This window comes from Gilliamella sp. Pas-s25, assembly GCF_009795885.1.
Lineage (GTDB): Bacteria > Pseudomonadota > Gammaproteobacteria > Enterobacterales > Orbaceae > Gilliamella.
In genome coordinates this window covers 50,986-70,386 of the sequence record NZ_WTEV01000003.1, presented here as the reverse complement: position 1 = coordinate 70,386, position 19,401 = coordinate 50,986, and the positions used below count along the sequence as shown (strand labels likewise).

The following is a 19,401-nucleotide window of genomic DNA, read 5'->3' as shown; positions in this document are numbered from 1 at the left end:
AAAATTTACCATAACTACTACAGATTGTCCAAGTTAGGATTTCGTTATTTTTCTACCTGCTTTTATACTAAAACACCATGTTACCTGAAACTTTTTGACAAAATGGATAAGTCTGTAAATTGCCTTTAATCATTCCACCGCGATACTTATATTGATATTAAATATTCAACGCCCATAAACAAAGTTGCTCTAATATAGGCCCCAATTTTTCACCCAATGGAGTTAATTTATAGACAACTTTTAAAGGGGGTTTATCACCAAAAACGCGTCGAGTAATTAACCCATCCTCCTCTAATTTTTTAAGTTGTATACTTAATGTCATATCGGTAATATGAGGAATAATGGTTTTCAATTCGCTGAATCTTTTTTCACCAGAAAGCAAATAATAAATTATCACCCCTTTCCATTTTCCACCAACTAAATCCATTGATAGACTAATAGGACAATCATAAGTTTTATTGTTATAACGTTTTAATGGTCTTTGTTCATCTATTTGCATTAATTCACCTAACTATCAAGTTTGATAGATATTGCTATAAGCTTATTTACGAATAAACTAATTAGAGTAACTATCATTTTAATAGCAAAAAAAGGGAAAAGGTATCATTATGGCATTAATTATTTTAGGTCACCCCAACATTAAACAGTCTATCGCCAATAAAACAATTATCGAAACACTACAAGATAAAGTTGAGGATATTGAAATTCGCAATATTCACAAGCTTTATCCAAACTATCAAATCAATGTGCAAGAGGAGCAAGCCGCATTGCTCAGACATGACCTTATCATCTTACAATATCCAATGTACTGGTATAACATGCCGGCAATATTAAAAATATGGTTTGATGAAGTATTCACTTACCAATTTGCTTATGGCTCCAAAGGCGATAAATTAAAAGGTAAAAAACTATTACCAAGTTTAACTATAGGACAACAAGAACAGAATTATAAAAAATATCGTAACGATTTAATGGATAATTTATTAGAGCCCGTCAAAGTATCTGCCTTATATGCGCAAATGGAATATCTGCCACCAAGACTTTTATATGGTGTTTCACCAGAGGTTGAAGAAGTGCAAGCTAAAATAAAAACAAAAGCACAACAACACGGTCAGCAGTTAGTTGAAATTATAAACAAATATAACTAATAAAAATCAATATGATATTTATAATAATTAATAAATAATCATATTTTATGTTGTATCAACTATGCTTTTTTAAAATCGCATAAAAGAAACCATCACCACCATTTTCAGTAGGTAAAAATTGTTTAAATTCACCTTGTAATTTGGCGCTGGTGTTTTCTTGTAAAAAACGATCTATTTGTAATTTATTTTCGTCAGGTAGAATGGAACAAGTCGCATACACTAACGTGCCACCGGTTTTTAAATAAGGCCAAATTCTATTTAAAATCGCATATTGTAACGCTGTTAATTGTGCAATATCACTATCTCGGCGTAACCATTTTATATCTGGATGACGGCGAATAACCCCTGTTGCCGAGCAAGGTGCATCAAGTAAAATGCGATCAAATTGTTGCCCTTCACACCATCGTTCTGGGGTTAATCCATCGCCAACTCTAACTTCGGCATATAAGTTTAATCGAGTTAGGTTTTCGTGAATGCGCTTCGCTCGGCTAGAATCAACATCCACAGCTAAAACTTGTGCTTTTGGGGCAACTTCTAAAATATGTGTGGTTTTACCACCAGGTGCTGCGCACATATCCAAAATATACTCGCCATTTTGTGGTGCTAACAAATAAGCTGCATATTGAGCAGACAGATCTTGTACCGTAACTGCGCCCTCATCAAAATAGGGTAATTTAGTCACATTGACAGGCGACAATAATCGCAGTGCACTAGGTAACTCAGGCAAGACATCAGACTCAATTTGTTGCTCAGCGAGTAATTGTTGGTACTCACTGACTGTATATCGATTAAGATTAACCCGTAACCACATTGGTGGCTTTTGATTATTAGCATTGACAATAGCCTGCCACTGCTGTGGATAGGCTTGTTTAAGACGAGTTAACAGCCAACTTGGGTGTAATGATTGCTGGTTTTGTTGCTTGCTATCTTGCGTAAATTTTTGTTGTAATGAGGTTTGCTGGCGTAAAAATTCGCGTAGTACGCCATTTATTAACCCTTTAAGTTGTGTTTTTTTAAGTGTATTGACAGCATTGACTGTTTCGCCAACTGCGGCATGTTCTGGGATTCGAGTATAAAGAGTCTGGTAAATCCCCACTAACAATAGATAGTGCAAAATTCTATTCTTACCGGTTAACACTTTACTCATTAAAGTATGAATATAAAAATTAAGTTCTGGCAATACTCGCATCACACCAAAACAGATCTCTTGTACTAATGCCTTATCTTTATCGGCTATTTTATGATTTAAAGTTATCAATGTAGCACTTAATGATTGACCTTCTTCTAGCACATTAAAAATAGCTTGTGCACAAATAGCTCGAATATTTTGATGTGATCGATTATTCATAATGATAGTAACCTAAATTCAACAATAGTTGATTATAAAATTAACGATCCAACCCAACCGGCAATAAATAACGGAATATTGAAATGGGTAAATGTTGGGATAACGCTATCGCGAATATGGTCATGTTGCCCATCATGATTTAGCCCTGCAGAGGTTGCTAAAATGGTATCTGAAGGCGGCGATCCTGCATCACCAATTGCACCAGATGCGCCAATTAAACACACTGTTGCAATTGGCGAAAAACCAAGCTGCACACAAAGTGGCACATAAACTGCAGCAATGATAGGGACTGTCGAAAATGACGAGCCAATACCTAAGGTAATAATCAGCCCAATTAACATCATAACAAAAGCAGCAATCACTTTATTGCCAGCAAATAAAGCCGCACTATGAATAACAAGTGGTTCGATTTCATGAGTCTGTTTTAATACTTCGGCAAAACCTTGTGCTGAAATCATCACAAAACCGATCATTGCCATCATTTTGATGCCGTCAGTAAAAATACCATCCGCTTCACCCCATTTAATTGAACCCGATACAATAAAGCAAATAAAGCCAATTAAAGCACCTAAAATCATTGATCCAGTGTAAAGTTGCACAGTAAAAGAGAGAAAAATTGCCAATAATGAAACAATCAAAGACCGCTTATTCACATTGTTTAACGCATCTAAATTGGTCTCACCCTGAATGATTTTATATTCTCGAGGCTTACGATAACTGACAAAGATAGCCCATAATAAACCAATAAACATACCTAACGCGGGAATCGCCATTGCATGCATCACATTAACATGACTCACATCCATGCCTGATGCAGTAATATTTTTTAATAAGATTTGATTTAAAAAGATATTCCCAAATCCCACAGGTAAAAACATATAAGGCGTAATTAACCCAAATGTCATAATACAAGCAATCATCCTTCTATCAAGCTGTAATCGCGACATCACATATAAAAGTGGCGGAATTAAAAGCGGTATAAAGGCAATATGAATAGGAATCACATTTTGTGAAGAAATACTAACAAGCACAATAATGACAATTAAAACCCATTTAATACGTCTTTTCGCATCACTTGATGTAAGCTGCTTGATCGCTTTATCCGCCAATAATTCAGGTAAGCCAGATTTTGATATCGCCACTGCAAATGCGCCTAACATCGCATAAGAAAGTGCAATATTCGCCCCATTGCTGATCCCAGTATTAAATGCATCAATGGTTTGTTTCAACGATAAATGGCTAAATAACCCACCAACAAATGCACCTATAATTAAGCTAATAACGACATGAACACGGCAAAGAGACAAAATTAGCATGCAAATTACCGCAACTACAACTGCATTTATTGACGAGAACAAATCAAGCACAATATTCATAAATAAATTCTTAGTTAAGAAGAAAAGCTTATTATTTTAGGCGATAGATGTTGAAAGTGCAATCGATAGTGTATACTCACTCCTATCTAATACACAAACCCAAAAACGTATTGCTAAAGAATTTTAAAAATAAATTGCCTGACTAAAAAAACAAGGCGACTGTGGAGAGTGGTTAATGAGAAATAATATCGACGGACATTTTTTATTGATTGGTTTAATGGCTTACCCTATTCGGCATAGTTTATCCCCTCAAATGCAAAATACCATCTATTCAAAACTAGATGTGCCTTATGTTTATTTAGCATTTGAAGTTGACCAAAAAAAACTGCCTGATGCAATTAAAGGACTTCGGGCATTAGGTTTACGTGGTAGTGCAGTATCTATGCCTAATAAACAACTTGTCTGCCAATACCTTGATAAGTTAACACCTGCTGTTGAAATGAGTGGCGCATGTAACACTATTTTAAATGATAATGGGGTTTTAATCGGTTATAACACTGACGGAATGGGTTATATGCGTATGCTTAAAGAAGCCAACATTAATGTGATAGGAAAAAAAATAACCATCCTTGGTGCCGGCGGCGCTGCGACAGCCATTGTGGTACAAGCTGCGCTTGATGGTGTAAAACAGATCACCATCTTTAACCAAAAAGATGAGTGCTATGCCAAGATCGAAGCGGTTGCAAAAAAATTGAATCAAAATACCCAATGTCATGTGCGTGTTATCGATCTAGCTGATAAAGATCAGCTACGCCAAGAAATTGCAACGAGTGCGGTTCTTTGTAATGCAACAGGTGTTGGGATGAAACCATTAGAAGGACAAAGCTTAATTACTGATCCAACAATGCTAAGTCCTGATCTTGTTGTTACAGACTGTATTTACAGTCCACGTAAAACAAAACTACTCGAAATAGCTGAACAACAAGGCTGTAAAACATTAAATGGTATAGGCATGATGTTATGGCAAGGCGCTGCGCAAATAAAAATTTGGACAGGTGAAGATGCCCCTATTGAATATGTGAAAGAACAAATGGGCTTTAATGATTAGTTGAACTAAGTGTTATTACATTATATCAACTTTTTTACTCTTTTATTTTATTTGATCTAACCCATAAAATAAAACCCTATAATAAAAGCATCGACGATTAACAGGATATAAAATGAAAACAGTCACTATCAAACAACTTAAGATCGGTTTGGGCGCGCCCAAAATTATTGTGCCAATTGTTGGTAAAACTAAAGCAGAATTAATTGATGAAGTTAAACTTTTACAATCTATTGATTTTGATGTTTTAGAGTGGCGAGTTGATCACTTTACGAACGTTGATAATATCAATGCAGTAAAAGAGATGGCAAAAACAATAGGCGATTTATTACCGAATAAACCGCTTTTATTCACCTTTAGAACCGCAAATGAAGGTGGTGTCAAACCTTGGCCATTAACATCATATATTGAATTAAACAAAGAAATGGCTTGTAGTGGACTTGTCGATTTGATTGATGTCGAATTATTTATTGGCGATGATTACGTAAAAGATATGATTACTGTTGCACACAAAAACCAAGTATTTGTTGTTGCATCAAACCATGATTTTGAAAAAACACCCGCTAAAAGCGATATCATCTATCGATTAAGAAAGATGCAAGACCTTGGTGCCGATATACCTAAAATTGCCGTCATGCCACAAACAACTAATGATGTGTTAACCTTGCTTGCTGCAACCACTGAAATGAACGAAAAATACGCCACAAAACCCATTATCACTATGGCGATGGCAGATCTTGGTATCATTAGCCGCATAGCAGGTTCCACATTTGGCTCAGCAATGACCTTTGGCGCTGCTAAAAATGCATCAGCACCCGGTCAATTAGAGGTCAAACAATTACGATATATTTTAGACGCATTATATCAAAGCCACAGTTAATCGCTTAAATCACTAGGTAAGGGCTGTTGAGCTTCTACTTTTACAATAAACGAACGCATTGCAACACACTAGAAGGTATTTTATATCGAATTTGGATACCATAGCTATGGTTATCATAGGTACAGTCCCATTTGATGAGCTTCAACGAATAAAAAAATATAATTGCAGACAGACGCGTATTTTTGATATATGGCATTAACATATGAACATATTATTTTCGACATATACCAAGTTTTTTGATATTGAAATTGAGAACAATAAGGCAGTTGAAATTAGAAAAGCGATTATTCATAATTTTAGAAAGCCTTTTATAAAAAAAGATATGCAAACCCATGGTCCGTTATGGAATCAATACATGGCGCCCCAAGGAGCAATGGATATTCGCCATCTTGATATAGATATAAATATACAGGGTTATATACTAGTTGATGGAAAAGGAAAGAATATGCAGCTATATTTATCTTCTTTAAAAAATTTTTTATCTTATCTTGAAAATAGACGTGATGGTTTATTTCCGGCTACTTATTTTGTTAATAAAGATTTTACCTTTTGTCTTGGCGAAAATGGCGAAAGAGGAACAATGAAACCTATTTATGTATATAAAGGAATAAAAATCTAAACAAAAAGGATAACGTATTTACCCGCTAAAACTGAGTCTGCCAAAGGGGAAAGAGATATGGCACCTTAAGAAATAACAACAGGATTTTGCTACTGATGTTTATTAGGTCAGTCTCAAACGTTACATTCTTCGTGGAGCTATTTGTCAATATGTATTGCGATTTCATTGATGAAAAAAAGGCATTTGCAGATTTAAAAAAAATAATGCGCTTATGGGATATAAATGATAATTCACAGCGGTTAATGGATTTATTCTTTGAGCAATTAGTACGTTCTAAATGGGATAGGCACAGAATATATAACTTTGCTTTTGTATATATAAAAGATAACTTATCTGATACGGATTATGATGATATACCTGAAGCTGCTTTTGATTATTTAGCGGATATAGAATCATCGATTATTGGTTATTGTAGCTATGATTCATTTTTGAAAATTCCTGATGAGCCACACAATAAAAATGAACTAATAGCTTATGTTAGAGGTCAAAAATGGAAGAATTGATGTATGTATAATAACTTTTATTTAAAGTTAGCTGGAATATGTTTAATTTACTCATTCAAATTCCAATTCTTGGTGTGATAGATATATTCATCATACATATTGCCACTTAAGGTTTAAATTATTTACTCGGTATAAAAATACATCATACTAAAATATTTGTATCAATAAATCCAATCTCGAAAATATTTACTCTCATTTTGTATTAATTTCAAATTTTCTTTTAACTCTTTTACGTCTCTTAATTCTTCTGCTTCACGAGGTAAGTTACGAATTAATAAATTTGCATTTTTCATTAATAGTTTAAACAAATGATTGGAGCTATTGCACCGCTATATACTATTTCGTGTTTATCATACCTATTATTTATAAATCTGATACTACAAATTTTATTAACTAAAAAAACTCAAAATAGAATGGTCCATCCATAAAGATAAAATGGACTATGTTCTTTTGTTGAATTTTATGAGCTTCTTTTAACCACCAGTTTAATATAATTACTGTGAAATCGTCCCATTTTTCGTCTGGAAAGCAAATATCTCCGATTTGAAAATATATTTCCGAAAATACTTGAGTTGATATTTTACTTTTTGATACACGAATAGTATCAGAAGTAATTATTAAATTAATCATTATAGTTACACAATCCAAAAACTGTATATTCTATTTTAAAAAATTTATTTTAACTTGCTTAGCTTCAAAATTATTTCTTTATAATCATTTTTATAAAAATCATTTTTAGCTTTATTATACATTTCTTCAAAAGAAGCGATAAATAGATCTATATAGTTATTTGGAATGGATTCATTACGATTTAAAATCTTTTTTATTTCAATGTAAAAATTTCTTTCTGATTTCGCTTTAGGACTTATATTTAGAATTGATAATAGGTAATCCCATTTTTTGTTGTCCTTATAAAACTGAGGAAATTCAGTAATAAATAAAGAAACATAGTAATCAATTTTCTTAATAGTTTTTAATTCATTGAAAAAATCAAAAAAATCATTTAAAGGAGGCAGGCTATATCGTTCTATCATATTACCTATACAAGATACTATATTTATAATGGTTTCTTTGTTTAAATTTTCATTTTTATACAATTGGATTAATTGTTCAGCTAATGAGATATCAGTAAAAAACTTTTTATAATACAAAGAGTATTCTTTTCTAGTAAGTTTTTCTAAATCAGATATCAGCTTTGATAGCGCTATATAATCATTTCCTCTATCCCAAGTTTTAATTTTGTAAGTAAGAATCTTTAAAAGATCAAGATTTTTTTCTAATTGCGTCACTAGCATGCACCTATACAAGTAAACTTACCATTATTTTTCACACTCATGATATTTCCTTTAGGGAGTATTTAATTATTTCGCTCACTCAGTGGAGTAACTTCGAAAGGCGCCCAAATTGGCCGTTCCCATTGTATGAAATTATTAGTTAGGATTTCTTTTATATAACTTTCAAATTTAGAATTAAAGTATTTATCAGAAATTATTGTTATTTCAAAGGTATAATGTTCATCGCATAATAATTCACTAAGCCTATCAATTTTGTCAATAACAGCAATACTAAAATTATCCAATTCAGCTCTAGCAATATAACGACCTTTTTCATCTTTACAGGATAATTTACATTTAAATGCTAGTTCTATCTCAGTCAACATTTCTTTAAATGAATTATTATTATCAATTAATACAAAAGTTAACCATCTTTCATGTATATTCATCTAACTCTCCATCTTACAAGCCCAGTTTAATATTAGAGCCCATATCCATCCCGCCATTGTTGACATTAAACTTTTATTAGCTTAATTACTACTAGCGTTGTCGTAGCTTTTTATCCTACATACATTTAATTATAGAACCAGCTTCTATGCTTTTATTTTTAGTAATATTTAATTTCATATCTACCTATTACATCAAAAATATGATCATAAGTACTAAGTACTATACGTTGCCTGCCTTTTTTATGAACCTCATCAACTAAATCGAAACTAGATTTTAAATATTGTTCATAAGGGTACTCATCCATTTTATAAATAAATAAACTATAAATATCACTGAAAGTAAATGTAACTTTAACTTCTGGAACATTCGATATCTTCGGTTTACAGCACGATAACGCTAATGATGTATCAACAACCAAAGTGAATGGTATACATTCTAATTTAACGTCAGATAACATTAATGCGCTTCGTGCATAAATTATACCGTATTTGGTTTTGATTTCTTCTGTATTCATATTGTTTATACCTTAATTTTATCGACTTACCACTGGTTTTAGTTGTAAAACACCGCTCTAAAGTAGTTGAAAACGGCATTTTTGGAGCAACCTCTCTAGATGAAATTTTAGATATTCCTATCTCTTAGCCACATAAAGACGACTATAATCCAAACATAAAAAATAATCTTTATGTGCATCTTGTGATAATACTTTTTTTGTATATCAGTGGGTAAATCACGCTTTTTTATTTTTCTAATAGTCTCTCAATTATTTACGTATGAATGATGATAAGCCTATGTATAAGTTCATTCACTTTTTTTATCGCTAAAGATTGTAAATCTTGCCGATTTTTTTATTAAAGTAATGCATATATTTTCTTTAACTGTCCACAATATTTCTTACTATAAGGTATTTTTATTTTTTTTAGATAATTAATCAGGTTATCAACATCGTTAGTAAGTAAATAATATTCTAATAAATGAATAATAAGAAAATCTTCATAGGGCGCATCAACTGCAATAGTGACATCCTTTTCATCATTCCCTTCTTGTTCATCTGGTTCATCAAGAAGGACGATTAACTTAATCGCTATATATTTCAAAAAAGAAGCAAGACTATTCGACATATATGTTTTCTAAATCAGATAAAGTGGCACCAGACAAATTTATATCATTGGCATTATATTCAAACAATACCGATGGTAACTCTTTTCCGTTTGTTGTAATTTTATATTTTTTCTCCAATTTATCTAATGCCGTTTTATATAATGAGCTATTTATAAAATCTCGAATTTCATTAATATTTACCATTTATCTACATCCCTTACTATATTTATAACATTATGACTAGTGTGTTTATATGGATTGCTTTATGCTTCCATTTACAATGCTAATTAGTTTGATTTTTTTGACATTCATCTAATTGATTAATTGCTATCTTAGCGACATCTCTTATATCGATATTTTTAGATAACAAAGATATTTGAAGTCCATCTCTTAATATTTCATCACTAAAAGCTGTGGCTATTTGTGTAGCCCAATACCTAATATTGTCGGGTATTGTTGTATCTTCAAGAACTTTTTTGATCTCTTTTTTAACATCAATATCATCGCATTGATAAAAAAAATCCTCTACTAGCTGATATACACCCCATCCATCACCCTCGCCAAAAGATCTTAAAAATAACTCAATTGCCCTTTTATCTGGATTTTTAATAAAAAATTTTCTTACGTCATCATATTTATCAATGATATCTTGAGTTAGCTCTTTATCAGAAGGCATAGGCTGATGTCTTGATAAGAAATGTAATGCGTCATCTTTAGTCATAGTTCTACGATATTTTCAAATTTTTTTGTTTTGTTTAAAGCATTATCTTTTGTTATACCTAAGTCTAGGCATTTATTTATAATTTCTTGTCTGCAATCTAATTCAGGCGAAATTAGTTTATCAATAGCTTCTTCTACATCAATCTATTTTTTCAATGGTTCATGATATCCAATAAAATCTTTAATAATATAAATGTATAAAAAATATATTTTTTATTTTAATTTTTTATATTTAAATAATCTGAAAAAATTCTAAATATAGATAGCAATTCATCAAGTGAAGTAAATTCTTCTCTTTTATTAATTTTATATTGATCAGTATTTAAATTTATTATTTCTGACATGCAACTTAGATCAGCCCAAACAGTAAATCGAGCAATATAAATATCATTTTCAAAATCGATAACGATACTTTCTGATAAATCATTTTTATGATAAACATAAGAGTAGTTAGTATTTTTGGATATCCAAAATTTAAATTTATTTAACATTTTGATTGTATGTAACTACCCCAAACCTAGTACACAACTCACGTAGAAAATTAAGCTGCCTGTTTTAGTGTTTTATACTCAATCGGCGTCATATTATTTATTGATTAATTTTCTTCAAAATATTCGTCACTTATCATCGATAGAATATCGACCTGATTAAGTACATTTTTTAAAAAATTATATCTATTTAATTTATCAGCATTTTTTCCATTGATAAAAGATACTTTTATTAATGTACAGAATTCTTTATTTTCTTCATCTAACCACTCGTCGGATAGCGGGATATAATTATCTGTAATAGTTAATGTGTCCGCATAAAGACCACAGTAAGAGAAGTACACCCCAAAATAAGAGCTATCATGTTCAGAGCAAGTTATATCCCATTTATTATTCAACAATTCACTTATCTCTTTTTTAGATTTATTACTGCCATATTTTAGAAAATATAATTTTTTCATTTATCGCCCGCCACATTTCCCTGGAATTCTGATTCCTTTAGCTTTGACTTCAACTGAAGTCTTAAAGATCATAGCATTTACAGGCCTATTTCCAGATATTCTAGATAATCTTTGTAGAATATTATCTATACCTAATTTTTTAGCCGTATCACTACCCATATTAATTGGTCCAGTTCGTCCAGCATTCCAATCGGGACGAGCTAAGTAAATCTACCAATATCCGGATCATAATACCTGAAAGTATTGTAATGTAAGCCGGTTTCTCTGTCTAAATATTGTCCCTGTAATATTTGATATTTTACTCTATTGATTCGTACTTGTTTCCCTAAAGTGGTGTTTTGCATCGTATTTGGTTAACAGTAGACAAATTGATAATGCTGATGTTGTCGATCGGATCATAAGCTAGTTTTTATCTGTTACAGTACATATTTTTTCCATTTATTGTCAGAGTCATCATAAACTTCTTTTTTATCAATACGCCACTCATGATTTGTATAATGCAGAGTATAGCGAAATTGATCTTCAACCCCATGTTGTTCTTGGGTATAAATAGCTGCTTTATTACCTTTTAATTCTTCAGTTTTTAATATCTTTTCATCTGGCGAATATTCAGGCGGATTTCCACACCCTAATGAAATTTGCCTACCATATTTTCGTTCTTTTTTTGTGCAAAATTTATTAAATATAAAATTTAAATCATTCATCATTTTTAAACGAATATCATTTGATGAATCATTTTTTACTAATGGATAATAATGAACTTCCCAATGATTCATAGCAATAATAAATTCTTTTAATATATTTTTCGCAATTTCAATATCCATTTAGTTAGCCTCATTTTTAACAACATGATTTAACGCATTTTCCCATTTTGGAAAACTGAGTATTCTATTTCGGTTGGTCTGGTACCGCCATTGCCATAAGTAAAACCCCAACGTGGCTGTTTGTTGCCGAACCGTACAAGGTCATTGGACTGATATTTATACTTTCCAAACCAATTAAATACTTTTAAACATTATTAAAAGGGTAGATTAATTTTTTTATTAAGCTTTTCTTCAATAAGCGTAGATAATTCTTTAAATAAAGTTTCCCAAATCTGTATGTACTCTAATTTACTAATAACAAGTTTCATATCAGGAATTTTTATCAGTCCATCAGGCTGATAGCTACATTCCCATCGTATTTCACTGTTTACATTGCTAAACTCTTCTGTACAACCGTTCAGATTTGACTTTGATGTATGAATCAAGCTGTCTAGTCACAGCATATGTATATATTTAAACCATCATTAAATGATTTTTCTAAAAAATCAATAAAAGAACTAATCGATTCAAGCTGTAACTTTTTTGTTTTAATAAGCCTTTTTAATTCCTTTATTAAGGGCTGAATTTCTCCATATAACACAGTATTATCAGCATAATAATTATGAAATTTTTTTATTGTTGGGTATTGATTTAATGGTATCGCATTATTGAATAATAAATCATGATCAGATTTTCCAAGTGAAAATATCGGTGTGTTTTCATCTATTTTCTTTTGATTATTTGATGCCATAAAATCCAAAGCCATAAATACCTCATATTTTAACTTGATAGGAACACTATATGCCGATTAACAATCACTAAAACCGTAGATAGCTGCATTCCCATAATATTTTGCTGTTTGCATCGATTAGATTTTCCCGTCGCCATTCAGAAATGGTCGCAGCGGTAGTCATTTTGTCCCTGTTTGCTGTATTTTTTGCTCACCAGTCGTTCATGATGTCATACTGGTATTGATATTCAATAAATTAAATATTTTCATATAATTATATAACAAGATGATTTAATTCTAACATTATAATCTCTATTTGATAATGCAGATTTAGGTGCACGATCTTTTCTAAATTTATTAATTATGTTAATAATGAAAAAGCATGATGAAATTCTTCGTTTTTTATCAAATCCTGTATTGTTTTATTTATTACATTATTATCCAAACTTTCAACAATAATCATATCTGATGCCCAAAAATATAAACCATTACAACACTCTTTTGTCTCTTTATACCTACTCAAAATTGAAATTATATTTTCGATAGTGAAAAATGTTGCAACATACCGCTTTCCATTATCTAAACAAACTTCAACATCAACATTATCATTTACCACATTAACATCTTGACCATATTTTAAAATTTTAATATTCATAATTCCTAATTTCCTTTACCAAATACTTTTTAAAACTTCATTAATCACTGATTACTGATTAGCCTTATTAGATTTACTTAATATTTCATACCATCATTTATGCTCATGAAATAAATGATCCTCATTTTAAGCTCTAGTTTGAGAAATTCTATGACCTATAGATTTGTTTCTAATAGTTTTTTATTACCTAAAAAAGTTGTTCTGTTAAATGATCGATTCTTGATTAATGCGATTTTCCTGTAATCTCGGCTTCTTTAACAAATTTATTACTTTCTTTTATTCACGAATGAATTTTTAAACAACTCCCCACAAGGATCTCCCAAGTCAAGGCGGGATAGCTGCATACTGGTACAGATTCAAGTCATCTGCAACCCAATCAGGCCTGGCAGAGTAAATCTACCAATATCTGGATGATAATACCTGAAGGTATTGTAATGTAAGCCAGTTTCCCTGTCTAAATATTGTCCCTGATATCTGAGATTTTGCTGTATTGATTCGTGTTCAATTTCATGAATCCGTTTTCCCCATAACTGAAAGCTTCATTCCCACAGTATTTCACCGTTTGCATCGGTTAATTCTTCCGGGCAGCCATTCAGGTCGGTATAGATATAAAGTCTGATAGGGTGATTCGAGCCGGTTTCCTGAATCATTCTTAAGCCGTCCCACAGGAAGCGGGTACGGTTGTAAGGTTTGCCTTCGCGGTCTAACTTCTGTTTTTCGATGCGTCTGCCAAGGGCGTCATAGACGTAGCGGTATTGTTCGGTTTTGTTGAGCTGTCCAATGCGTACTTCGCTCAGGCGGTGTTCGGTGTCGTAGTGGTAGCGCTGGGTGGCGCCGATGGTTTGTTTGGTTTGGGTTTGGCCGTGCTCGTCGTAGCGTTAGTGGTGTACTCTGAAATGCAGGAGCTGGTTACAGCGAATTAGGTTGTGGTTGCTGTGTTTTTTGCTTACCAGCCGGTCGAGGTTGTCGTACTGGTAGCTGCGTTCGATGAGGATACTGGTAAATCATCTTCAATAGTTATATTCTTACAAATAGCGTACAATATTAATCCGCATGTTGATATTAAAACTTAAATACGCCTATATATTTAAGTCCGTTATAATTTTCTTTATAAGGTTTTTTAATCGCTACTTCACTTGCTTTATACCAAACTAATGCATTGGCTTTGGTTATGCCTAGTTGGTGACATTTTTCGATAATATCTTGTCTACAATCTAATTCGGGAGAGATTAATTTATCAATTAATTTTCCTACATGAATCTCTTTTTTCAGTGGTTTAGGATAACCAATAAAATCCTCATCATACCAATTGGTGCCTACATCTTTACAAAACCCACAAACTTTATAGTCAGGGTCATCTAATTCCTCAGCAACATAATCCAGCTCAAAATATTTATTATATTCCTCAACTGCCATAAAATTGGTTCCTATCCATAGATATTGATCCGATGAAAGATCTTCAGACCCATATGATGGGTATTTAGTATCCGCATTAAATTCACCTATATATTTAAGTCCGTTATAATTTTCTTTATAAGGTTTTTGTACCTCTAAATTTAACCACGGATCATTATTAATGTACCAGAATACCGCATTGGCAGTTGTAATACCTAATTTAGTACAATTTTCATTAATTTTTTTCTTTTCACTTTCATTTACTTTTATTTTATCAATAATCCAATTGATGTTCTGGGGTAAAGAAAGCCTATTAGGCATAACAAGCCGTTCTGGCATGTAAACAAGTTCGCCTATATCTGCACAAAATAAGCTTGTTGGTTCATCTGAATCAATCTGTAAATTTTCAATTTCTTCAAAATAGTGTTGATATTCTTCATCTGATGAAAAATTATTACCTATCCATAGCAGAATAGTAACTTTATCAAAATTAAATTTACTCATGCTAACTAATCCTTAATTGACTAACATTTAGATTTATATCTTATATGCTTATTATGCATTGACATTATAGTTCTTTCAGCCTCTCTTTTCGATTTGACACCGCTTAATTTCTTTATTAGATTATCATGAAAATATTTACTAGCATTGCTATTATGATGATCTCCTTGAATTAGGATCCCAGTTTTTTTATTTTCAATATCTACAAAATAAATATCCTTTGTTGATACGGCCATTGCTTTTAATTCCTGAGCAGTAAATCCTAATGATTTAGTCTTAGCTGCTAGCACAACAGGAAATTTTTCATGTTTACCGCCACCATTGCGTAAAGCTCGTTTTACAGCTTCAATGTTCTGATTAATATCATCGACTGTTGCATCATTATCAAACCTCCTCTTAGCCACGGGTTTTTAGCCCATCTCCACGGATCAATCCAAATCAACCCATTAGGCGCATACTGATACAAATTAAACCCACCCAGCAACTCAATCGGGTCTGGCAGGGTAAAGCGCCCTATATCCGGATCATAATACCTGAAAGTATTGTAATGTAAGCCAGTTTTTCTGTGTAAATATTGTCCTTGATATCTGAGATTTTGCTCTATTGATTGATGCTCAATTTCCTAAATGCGCTTACCCCAGAGCTGATAGCTGCATTCTCAGACGATTTCGCTGTTTTCGTTGGTTAGCTCTTTTAGTGTGCCCTAAACTGCATATTTCTAATTGTTTATACAATAATGAAGATATACTTCATATTCATCATCATTAATAACCAGTATCCTTTCAGGCTCTAAAAACAATAATGATAAATCAAAAGTTTGATTGTATCTAAATATACTATTTAAAAAATCATCTAGATTATTAATATTTAAGTGAATAGCAATTTTTTCTTCAACTAGTTGAATGCATTTTGAAAAGCCATTATTTTTCAAAATCTTATTAACAATTTCAATCAGTTTTTTTTTGCTAATTGGGTGATCTAATGTCATTCTACTATCAATTTGCTCAATCTTGAAAAAAAGTTTAAGCTGTTTTTTATACCAAACAAAATCTTCATCATTAACATATGAAATTGTAAATGATTCAATTCCTTTTAATTGGCTAACATATTCTTTTGCTTTTATATAAAGTAATTTTTTTTCGAGTTTATTATTCATAATATATGTGATGATCATTTGTTAACGGATCAATAATCTTTAGATATCGCTCTTCTTTGAAGTCATAGGTCATTGAATTGGCGCCACGTTTTGGTTGACCTGCATGTGTATGAGCACTTTTGGCTATTGGATCATTTGTATGTTCTACAATGACAAGTTTATGTCCTTGTGCATTTTTATATTCATAATATCTTCCATGTGAACCTAAATCTTCTGAATTTAAAGCCTGTCGTCGATTAAGTTTAGGTCCCCCCCTCCCACGGATCCACCCAAGTTAACCCATTGCATCCTGATACAGATTAAAGCTACCGAGAAACTCAATCGGGTCTGGCTGGGTAAAGCGCCCTATATCCGGATCATAATACCTGAAAGTATTGTAATGTAAGCCGGTTTCCCTGTCTAAATATTGTCCCTGATATCTGAGATTCTGCTCTATGGGTTCGTGCTCAATTTCATGAATCCGTTTACCCCATAGCTGAAAGCTACATTCCCACAGTATTTTACCGTTTGCATCGGTTAACTCTTCCGGGCAGCCATTCAGGTCGGTGTGGAAGTAGCGGATATGTTGTTCTTGGTTGTGCCGTCTGTGTCTATACGTGCCAGTGGTTCGTAGCTATTCTGGTCAGTGTAGATATACAGGCTGGTAGGATGATTCGGGCCGGTTTCCTGAATCATTCTTAAGCCGTCCCACAGAAAGCGCGTACGGTTGTAAGGTTTGCCTTCGCGGTCTAACTTCTGTTTTTCGATGCGTCTGCCAAGGGCATCATAGAGGTAGCGGTATCGTTCGGTTTTGTTGAGCTGTTCGATGCGTACTTCAGTCAAGCGGTGGTCGGCATCGTAGTGGTAGTGCTGGGTGGCGCCGATGGTCTGTTTACTGGCAGTTCGGCCGTGCTCGTCGTGGCGGTAATCGGTTTGGCCGTGTTTGCTGTGTTTTTTGCTTACCATCCTGTCTAGGTTGTCGTGATGTATTTACTTTCTATATGTATAATTAAATAAAACTAAGGTTCATATAAATAATATGAATCTTCTGTTAAATATAGAACTTCCTTTTTACTATTGGTCGAAATCGGTGAAATCAGAAATTCTCGCATATCACCCATATCTATTGATTTTTGAATAAAATTTATTAGTTCACTTTTTGAAACTTTAAACATTTCTCCTTTTATTATTATTTTTTCCTTAGAATTGCGACAATCTTTTGCAGCCTATGCTTATTGGTACAATCACAAATGGTTGCATTCATCGTTATGTTATTTGCCACCGGTAGAGTTTAACTAACAACCACTCCTTAATTTTGTTGTTTGAATATGTGTTGCCATTCCACTATTTTAAGGGATAGTTACAATTTTAGAATTTTTTATAACTAATCTAATTGAAAATATATTCAACTCGATTCACATATAGTCCGATCTTTATATGTCAAATCAATTTCCTTACAGAATTTAATTCCCTGTAAGCCAGCACTTAAAATAGCCGATTTTACTTTATTATTGATCACAATTAAATTTGGTTGTTCTTTGCATCTAACAATATTATAACCATCAGGTATATCGTCTAATATTACTGTATATAAAAACATATAAGCAGGATTATTTGGATCGAAATTAGTCAACTGATATTCGCTTTTGTTCATATCACAACAATCTATCTTTATTATGGGATTTATCACACTAAAACCATCAAAAATTTCATTTCCATATATTATTTCGGCATTAAAAAATTCAACTTCTGTTGGCACTACACTTTCAAGAATAGCCCTGAGCTTCAGGCTAACTAACTCAGGTCCAGTAGTAGATAGCATGTGACACTTTTTTAATTTATTAAAACAGGATTTATTCTTAGCTTTATATTTTAAAGTACAATCAAGACCTTTAAGGCTAATCCCTTCATTAAATAGTGAGAAATCCATGGATATATCATGGAGATAATCAAGCATATTATATGTATTTTCTTCTATTGAAATTATATAGCTCATCTTTTCACCACCTAAATTCAACAAGCATTATTTAACTTAATTTTCTTGTTTCTTAATTTATGCCCTAAATTATCCGACAATGCATCGATTTGCATTCTCTTTATTTCAGGGCTTGCATTGTTTGCATGTATAGCATTTAATTGTTCTCGTACAAGATCATCATAAACTTTATTGTGCATACCTCGGTGAACTATTCTTTCTGGATCAGCTTTAATAGCTGCTCTAGATGATGGAAGTTGAGTGATGTTACGACTCTTATGAATATCATACCCAGAGTTTACTATTGCAGGATGATTTGCCATAGATTGAGGAATATTGTGATGCTTCTGATAACCTGGCATAACTGGCATTTGTCCGTAATCACCTGTTGCCGCTAAACCCCACGGATCAATCCAAGTCAACCCATTAGGCGCATACTGATACAGATTAAAGCCACCCAGCAGTCCAATCGGGTCTGGCTGAGTAAATCTACCTATATCCGGATCATAATACCTGAAAGTATTGTAATGTAAGCCGGTTTCTCTGTCTAAATATTGTCCCTGATATCTGAGGTTTTGCTGTATTGATTCGTGTTCGATTTCATGAATCCGTTTCCCCCATAACTGAAAGCTGCATTCCCACAGTATTTCGCCGTTGGCATCGGTTAATTCTTCCGGTACTTTCTAGTATTAATGAATAGCCTTTTATTTTGTTAACTATTTATTGACTAAACATTTTTCTTAATAAATTATGATAATTTTACCCCTAAATACCAATTCAAGACGTATAAAGAT

General features: G+C 32.5%; 24 protein-coding genes and 5 pseudogenes. 5 read left to right on the top strand and 24 right to left on the bottom strand.

Annotated elements, in window-relative coordinates:
• Positions 1 to 157: 157 nt before the first annotated feature.
• On the bottom strand, positions 158 to 499 hold the full coding sequence (locus GQ593_RS02420) for a winged helix-turn-helix transcriptional regulator (RefSeq protein ID WP_160430461.1): 342 nt from the start codon (positions 497 to 499) through the stop codon (positions 158 to 160).
• A gap of 109 nt (positions 500 to 608) precedes the next feature.
• Between GQ593_RS02420 and GQ593_RS02415 the strand changes: the two genes are divergently transcribed.
• A complete protein-coding gene (locus tag GQ593_RS02415; RefSeq protein ID WP_160430460.1) occupies positions 609 to 1,148 on the top strand; it encodes an NAD(P)H-dependent oxidoreductase in 540 nt (179 codons plus the stop codon).
• 55 nt (positions 1,149 to 1,203) lie between these two features.
• On the opposite strand, the gene rsmB is transcribed toward GQ593_RS02415, so the two are convergent.
• Together rsmB and GQ593_RS02405 are read right to left on the bottom strand one after the other, a co-directional pair.
• Positions 1,204 to 2,496 carry a 16S rRNA (cytosine(967)-C(5))-methyltransferase RsmB gene (gene rsmB, locus GQ593_RS02410; protein ID WP_160430459.1) on the bottom strand — a complete coding sequence of 431 codons (1,293 nt, stop codon included), beginning with the start codon at positions 2,494 to 2,496 and terminating at the stop codon, positions 1,204 to 1,206.
• A 32-nt stretch (positions 2,497 to 2,528) separates the two neighbouring features.
• On the bottom strand, positions 2,529 to 3,872 hold the full coding sequence (locus GQ593_RS02405; protein WP_160430458.1) for a Na+/H+ antiporter family protein: 1,344 nt from the start codon (positions 3,870 to 3,872) through the stop codon (positions 2,529 to 2,531).
• A 175-nt stretch (positions 3,873 to 4,047) separates the two neighbouring features.
• Here GQ593_RS02405 and GQ593_RS02400 point away from each other — a divergent pair, with 175 nt between their 5' ends.
• The 4 genes from GQ593_RS02400 (at position 4,048) to GQ593_RS02385 (ending at position 6,919) form a co-directional block, all read left to right on the top strand.
• Positions 4,048 to 4,920: a shikimate dehydrogenase gene (locus GQ593_RS02400; RefSeq protein WP_160430457.1), complete on the top strand. Its 873-nt coding sequence runs from the start codon at positions 4,048 to 4,050 to the stop codon at positions 4,918 to 4,920.
• Positions 4,921 to 5,032: 112 nt separating this feature from the next.
• A complete protein-coding gene (gene aroD, locus GQ593_RS02395; protein WP_160430456.1) occupies positions 5,033 to 5,797 on the top strand; it encodes a type I 3-dehydroquinate dehydratase in 765 nt (254 codons plus the stop codon).
• A gap of 202 nt (positions 5,798 to 5,999) precedes the next feature.
• Complete coding sequence (locus tag GQ593_RS02390; protein ID WP_160430455.1) at positions 6,000 to 6,416, top strand: hypothetical protein; 417 nt, start codon at positions 6,000 to 6,002, stop codon at positions 6,414 to 6,416.
• 149 nt (positions 6,417 to 6,565) lie between these two features.
• Positions 6,566 to 6,919, top strand: a complete 354-nt coding sequence (locus GQ593_RS02385) for a hypothetical protein (protein WP_160430454.1) — start codon at positions 6,566 to 6,568, stop codon at positions 6,917 to 6,919.
• 674 nt (positions 6,920 to 7,593) lie between these two features.
• Here GQ593_RS02385 and GQ593_RS02380 read toward each other — a convergent pair.
• From GQ593_RS02380 to GQ593_RS14050, 21 genes and pseudogenes are all read right to left on the bottom strand, one after another.
• Positions 7,594 to 8,208: a hypothetical protein gene (locus GQ593_RS02380; RefSeq protein WP_141673026.1), complete on the bottom strand. Its 615-nt coding sequence runs from the start codon at positions 8,206 to 8,208 to the stop codon at positions 7,594 to 7,596.
• A gap of 68 nt (positions 8,209 to 8,276) precedes the next feature.
• Positions 8,277 to 8,642, bottom strand: a complete 366-nt coding sequence (locus tag GQ593_RS02375; protein WP_160430453.1) for a hypothetical protein — start codon at positions 8,640 to 8,642, stop codon at positions 8,277 to 8,279.
• A gap of 158 nt (positions 8,643 to 8,800) precedes the next feature.
• Positions 8,801 to 9,157 (bottom strand): hypothetical protein, encoded by a 357-nt coding sequence (locus GQ593_RS02370; protein ID WP_160430452.1) that lies wholly within the window; start codon positions 9,155 to 9,157, stop codon positions 8,801 to 8,803.
• Between the two features lie 337 nt (positions 9,158 to 9,494).
• Entirely contained in the window at positions 9,495 to 9,764 is a 270-nt protein-coding gene (locus tag GQ593_RS02365) for a hypothetical protein (protein WP_160430451.1), read from the bottom strand.
• Positions 9,754 to 9,948, bottom strand: a complete 195-nt coding sequence (locus GQ593_RS02360; protein ID WP_160430450.1) for a hypothetical protein — start codon at positions 9,946 to 9,948, stop codon at positions 9,754 to 9,756. Before GQ593_RS02360 ends, GQ593_RS02365 begins: the two co-directional genes overlap by 11 nt.
• 79 nt (positions 9,949 to 10,027) lie before the next feature.
• Positions 10,028 to 10,420, bottom strand: coding sequence for a hypothetical protein (locus tag GQ593_RS02355; protein WP_160430519.1), 393 nt, complete (start codon positions 10,418 to 10,420; stop codon positions 10,028 to 10,030).
• 262 nt (positions 10,421 to 10,682) lie between these two features.
• A complete protein-coding gene (locus GQ593_RS02350) occupies positions 10,683 to 10,955 on the bottom strand; it encodes an immunity protein TriTu family protein (RefSeq protein ID WP_160430449.1) in 273 nt (90 codons plus the stop codon).
• 104 nt (positions 10,956 to 11,059) lie between these two features.
• A complete protein-coding gene (locus GQ593_RS02345) occupies positions 11,060 to 11,413 on the bottom strand; it encodes a hypothetical protein (protein WP_160430448.1) in 354 nt (117 codons plus the stop codon).
• 203 nt (positions 11,414 to 11,616) lie between these two features.
• Positions 11,617 to 11,700 (bottom strand): annotated as a pseudogene (locus tag GQ593_RS14160) (RHS repeat-associated core domain-containing protein); the annotation flags it as partial.
• Between the two features lie 129 nt (positions 11,701 to 11,829).
• Positions 11,830 to 12,237: an NTF2 fold immunity protein gene (locus GQ593_RS02335; RefSeq protein WP_160430447.1), complete on the bottom strand. Its 408-nt coding sequence runs from the start codon at positions 12,235 to 12,237 to the stop codon at positions 11,830 to 11,832.
• A gap of 430 nt (positions 12,238 to 12,667) precedes the next feature.
• Positions 12,668 to 12,982, bottom strand: coding sequence for a hypothetical protein (locus GQ593_RS02330; protein ID WP_065637501.1), 315 nt, complete (start codon positions 12,980 to 12,982; stop codon positions 12,668 to 12,670).
• A 325-nt stretch (positions 12,983 to 13,307) separates the two neighbouring features.
• The gene (locus GQ593_RS02325; protein WP_160430446.1) at positions 13,308 to 13,601 is read right to left on the bottom strand and encodes a hypothetical protein; all 294 of its coding nucleotides are present in this window, start codon (positions 13,599 to 13,601) and stop codon (positions 13,308 to 13,310) included.
• A 330-nt stretch (positions 13,602 to 13,931) separates the two neighbouring features.
• A pseudogene (locus tag GQ593_RS14155) lies at positions 13,932 to 14,431 on the bottom strand (RHS repeat domain-containing protein); the annotation flags it as partial.
• Between the two features lie 232 nt (positions 14,432 to 14,663).
• A complete protein-coding gene (locus GQ593_RS02315) occupies positions 14,664 to 15,500 on the bottom strand; it encodes an immunity 22 family protein (protein ID WP_160430445.1) in 837 nt (278 codons plus the stop codon).
• A gap of 20 nt (positions 15,501 to 15,520) precedes the next feature.
• Positions 15,521 to 15,901, bottom strand: coding sequence for a hypothetical protein (locus GQ593_RS02310; RefSeq protein ID WP_160430444.1), 381 nt, complete (start codon positions 15,899 to 15,901; stop codon positions 15,521 to 15,523).
• Between the two features lie 11 nt (positions 15,902 to 15,912).
• A pseudogene (locus tag GQ593_RS14150) lies at positions 15,913 to 16,101 on the bottom strand (RHS repeat-associated core domain-containing protein); the annotation flags it as partial.
• 114 nt (positions 16,102 to 16,215) lie between these two features.
• Positions 16,216 to 16,653, bottom strand: a complete 438-nt coding sequence (locus tag GQ593_RS02300) for a hypothetical protein (RefSeq protein ID WP_160430443.1) — start codon at positions 16,651 to 16,653, stop codon at positions 16,216 to 16,218.
• Positions 16,646 to 16,918, bottom strand: a complete 273-nt coding sequence (locus GQ593_RS14145) for an HNH/endonuclease VII fold putative polymorphic toxin (RefSeq protein WP_160430517.1) — start codon at positions 16,916 to 16,918, stop codon at positions 16,646 to 16,648. Before GQ593_RS14145 ends, GQ593_RS02300 begins: the two co-directional genes overlap by 8 nt.
• 18 nt (positions 16,919 to 16,936) lie before the next feature.
• Positions 16,937 to 17,559: pseudogene (locus GQ593_RS14140) on the bottom strand (RHS repeat domain-containing protein); the annotation flags it as partial.
• A 478-nt stretch (positions 17,560 to 18,037) separates the two neighbouring features.
• On the bottom strand, positions 18,038 to 18,628 hold the full coding sequence (locus tag GQ593_RS02285; RefSeq protein ID WP_202115344.1) for an imm11 family protein: 591 nt from the start codon (positions 18,626 to 18,628) through the stop codon (positions 18,038 to 18,040).
• A 17-nt stretch (positions 18,629 to 18,645) separates the two neighbouring features.
• Positions 18,646 to 19,284, bottom strand: a pseudogene (locus tag GQ593_RS14050) (RHS repeat-associated core domain-containing protein); the annotation flags it as partial.
• Positions 19,285 to 19,401 lie beyond the last annotated feature (117 nt).

Coding starts and splice junctions, on each gene's coding strand:
- GQ593_RS02420 (WP_160430461.1), bottom strand. CDS start 499: ATGCAAATAGATGAACAAAGACCATTAAAACGTTATAACAATAAAACT.
- GQ593_RS02415 (WP_160430460.1), top strand. CDS start 609: ATGGCATTAATTATTTTAGGTCACCCCAACATTAAACAGTCTATCGCC.
- rsmB (WP_160430459.1), bottom strand. CDS start 2,496: ATGAATAATCGATCACATCAAAATATTCGAGCTATTTGTGCACAAGCT.
- GQ593_RS02405 (WP_160430458.1), bottom strand. CDS start 3,872: ATGAATATTGTGCTTGATTTGTTCTCGTCAATAAATGCAGTTGTAGTT.
- GQ593_RS02400 (WP_160430457.1), top strand. CDS start 4,048: ATGAGAAATAATATCGACGGACATTTTTTATTGATTGGTTTAATGGCT.
- aroD (WP_160430456.1), top strand. CDS start 5,033: ATGAAAACAGTCACTATCAAACAACTTAAGATCGGTTTGGGCGCGCCC.
- GQ593_RS02390 (WP_160430455.1), top strand. CDS start 6,000: ATGAACATATTATTTTCGACATATACCAAGTTTTTTGATATTGAAATT.
- GQ593_RS02385 (WP_160430454.1), top strand. CDS start 6,566: ATGTATTGCGATTTCATTGATGAAAAAAAGGCATTTGCAGATTTAAAA.
- GQ593_RS02375 (WP_160430453.1), bottom strand. CDS start 8,642: ATGAATATACATGAAAGATGGTTAACTTTTGTATTAATTGATAATAAT.
- GQ593_RS02370 (WP_160430452.1), bottom strand. CDS start 9,157: ATGAATACAGAAGAAATCAAAACCAAATACGGTATAATTTATGCACGA.
- GQ593_RS02365 (WP_160430451.1), bottom strand. CDS start 9,764: ATGTCGAATAGTCTTGCTTCTTTTTTGAAATATATAGCGATTAAGTTA.
- GQ593_RS02360 (WP_160430450.1), bottom strand. CDS start 9,948: ATGGTAAATATTAATGAAATTCGAGATTTTATAAATAGCTCATTATAT.
- GQ593_RS02355 (WP_160430519.1), bottom strand. CDS start 10,420: ATGCCTTCTGATAAAGAGCTAACTCAAGATATCATTGATAAATATGAT.
- GQ593_RS02350 (WP_160430449.1), bottom strand. CDS start 10,955: ATGTTAAATAAATTTAAATTTTGGATATCCAAAAATACTAACTACTCT.
- GQ593_RS02345 (WP_160430448.1), bottom strand. CDS start 11,413: ATGAAAAAATTATATTTTCTAAAATATGGCAGTAATAAATCTAAAAAA.
- GQ593_RS02335 (WP_160430447.1), bottom strand. CDS start 12,237: ATGGATATTGAAATTGCGAAAAATATATTAAAAGAATTTATTATTGCT.
- GQ593_RS02330 (WP_065637501.1), bottom strand. CDS start 12,982: ATGGCTTTGGATTTTATGGCATCAAATAATCAAAAGAAAATAGATGAA.
- GQ593_RS02325 (WP_160430446.1), bottom strand. CDS start 13,601: ATGAATATTAAAATTTTAAAATATGGTCAAGATGTTAATGTGGTAAAT.
- GQ593_RS02315 (WP_160430445.1), bottom strand. CDS start 15,500: ATGAGTAAATTTAATTTTGATAAAGTTACTATTCTGCTATGGATAGGT.
- GQ593_RS02300 (WP_160430443.1), bottom strand. CDS start 16,653: ATGAATAATAAACTCGAAAAAAAATTACTTTATATAAAAGCAAAAGAA.
- GQ593_RS02285 (WP_202115344.1), bottom strand. CDS start 18,628: ATGAGCTATATAATTTCAATAGAAGAAAATACATATAATATGCTTGAT.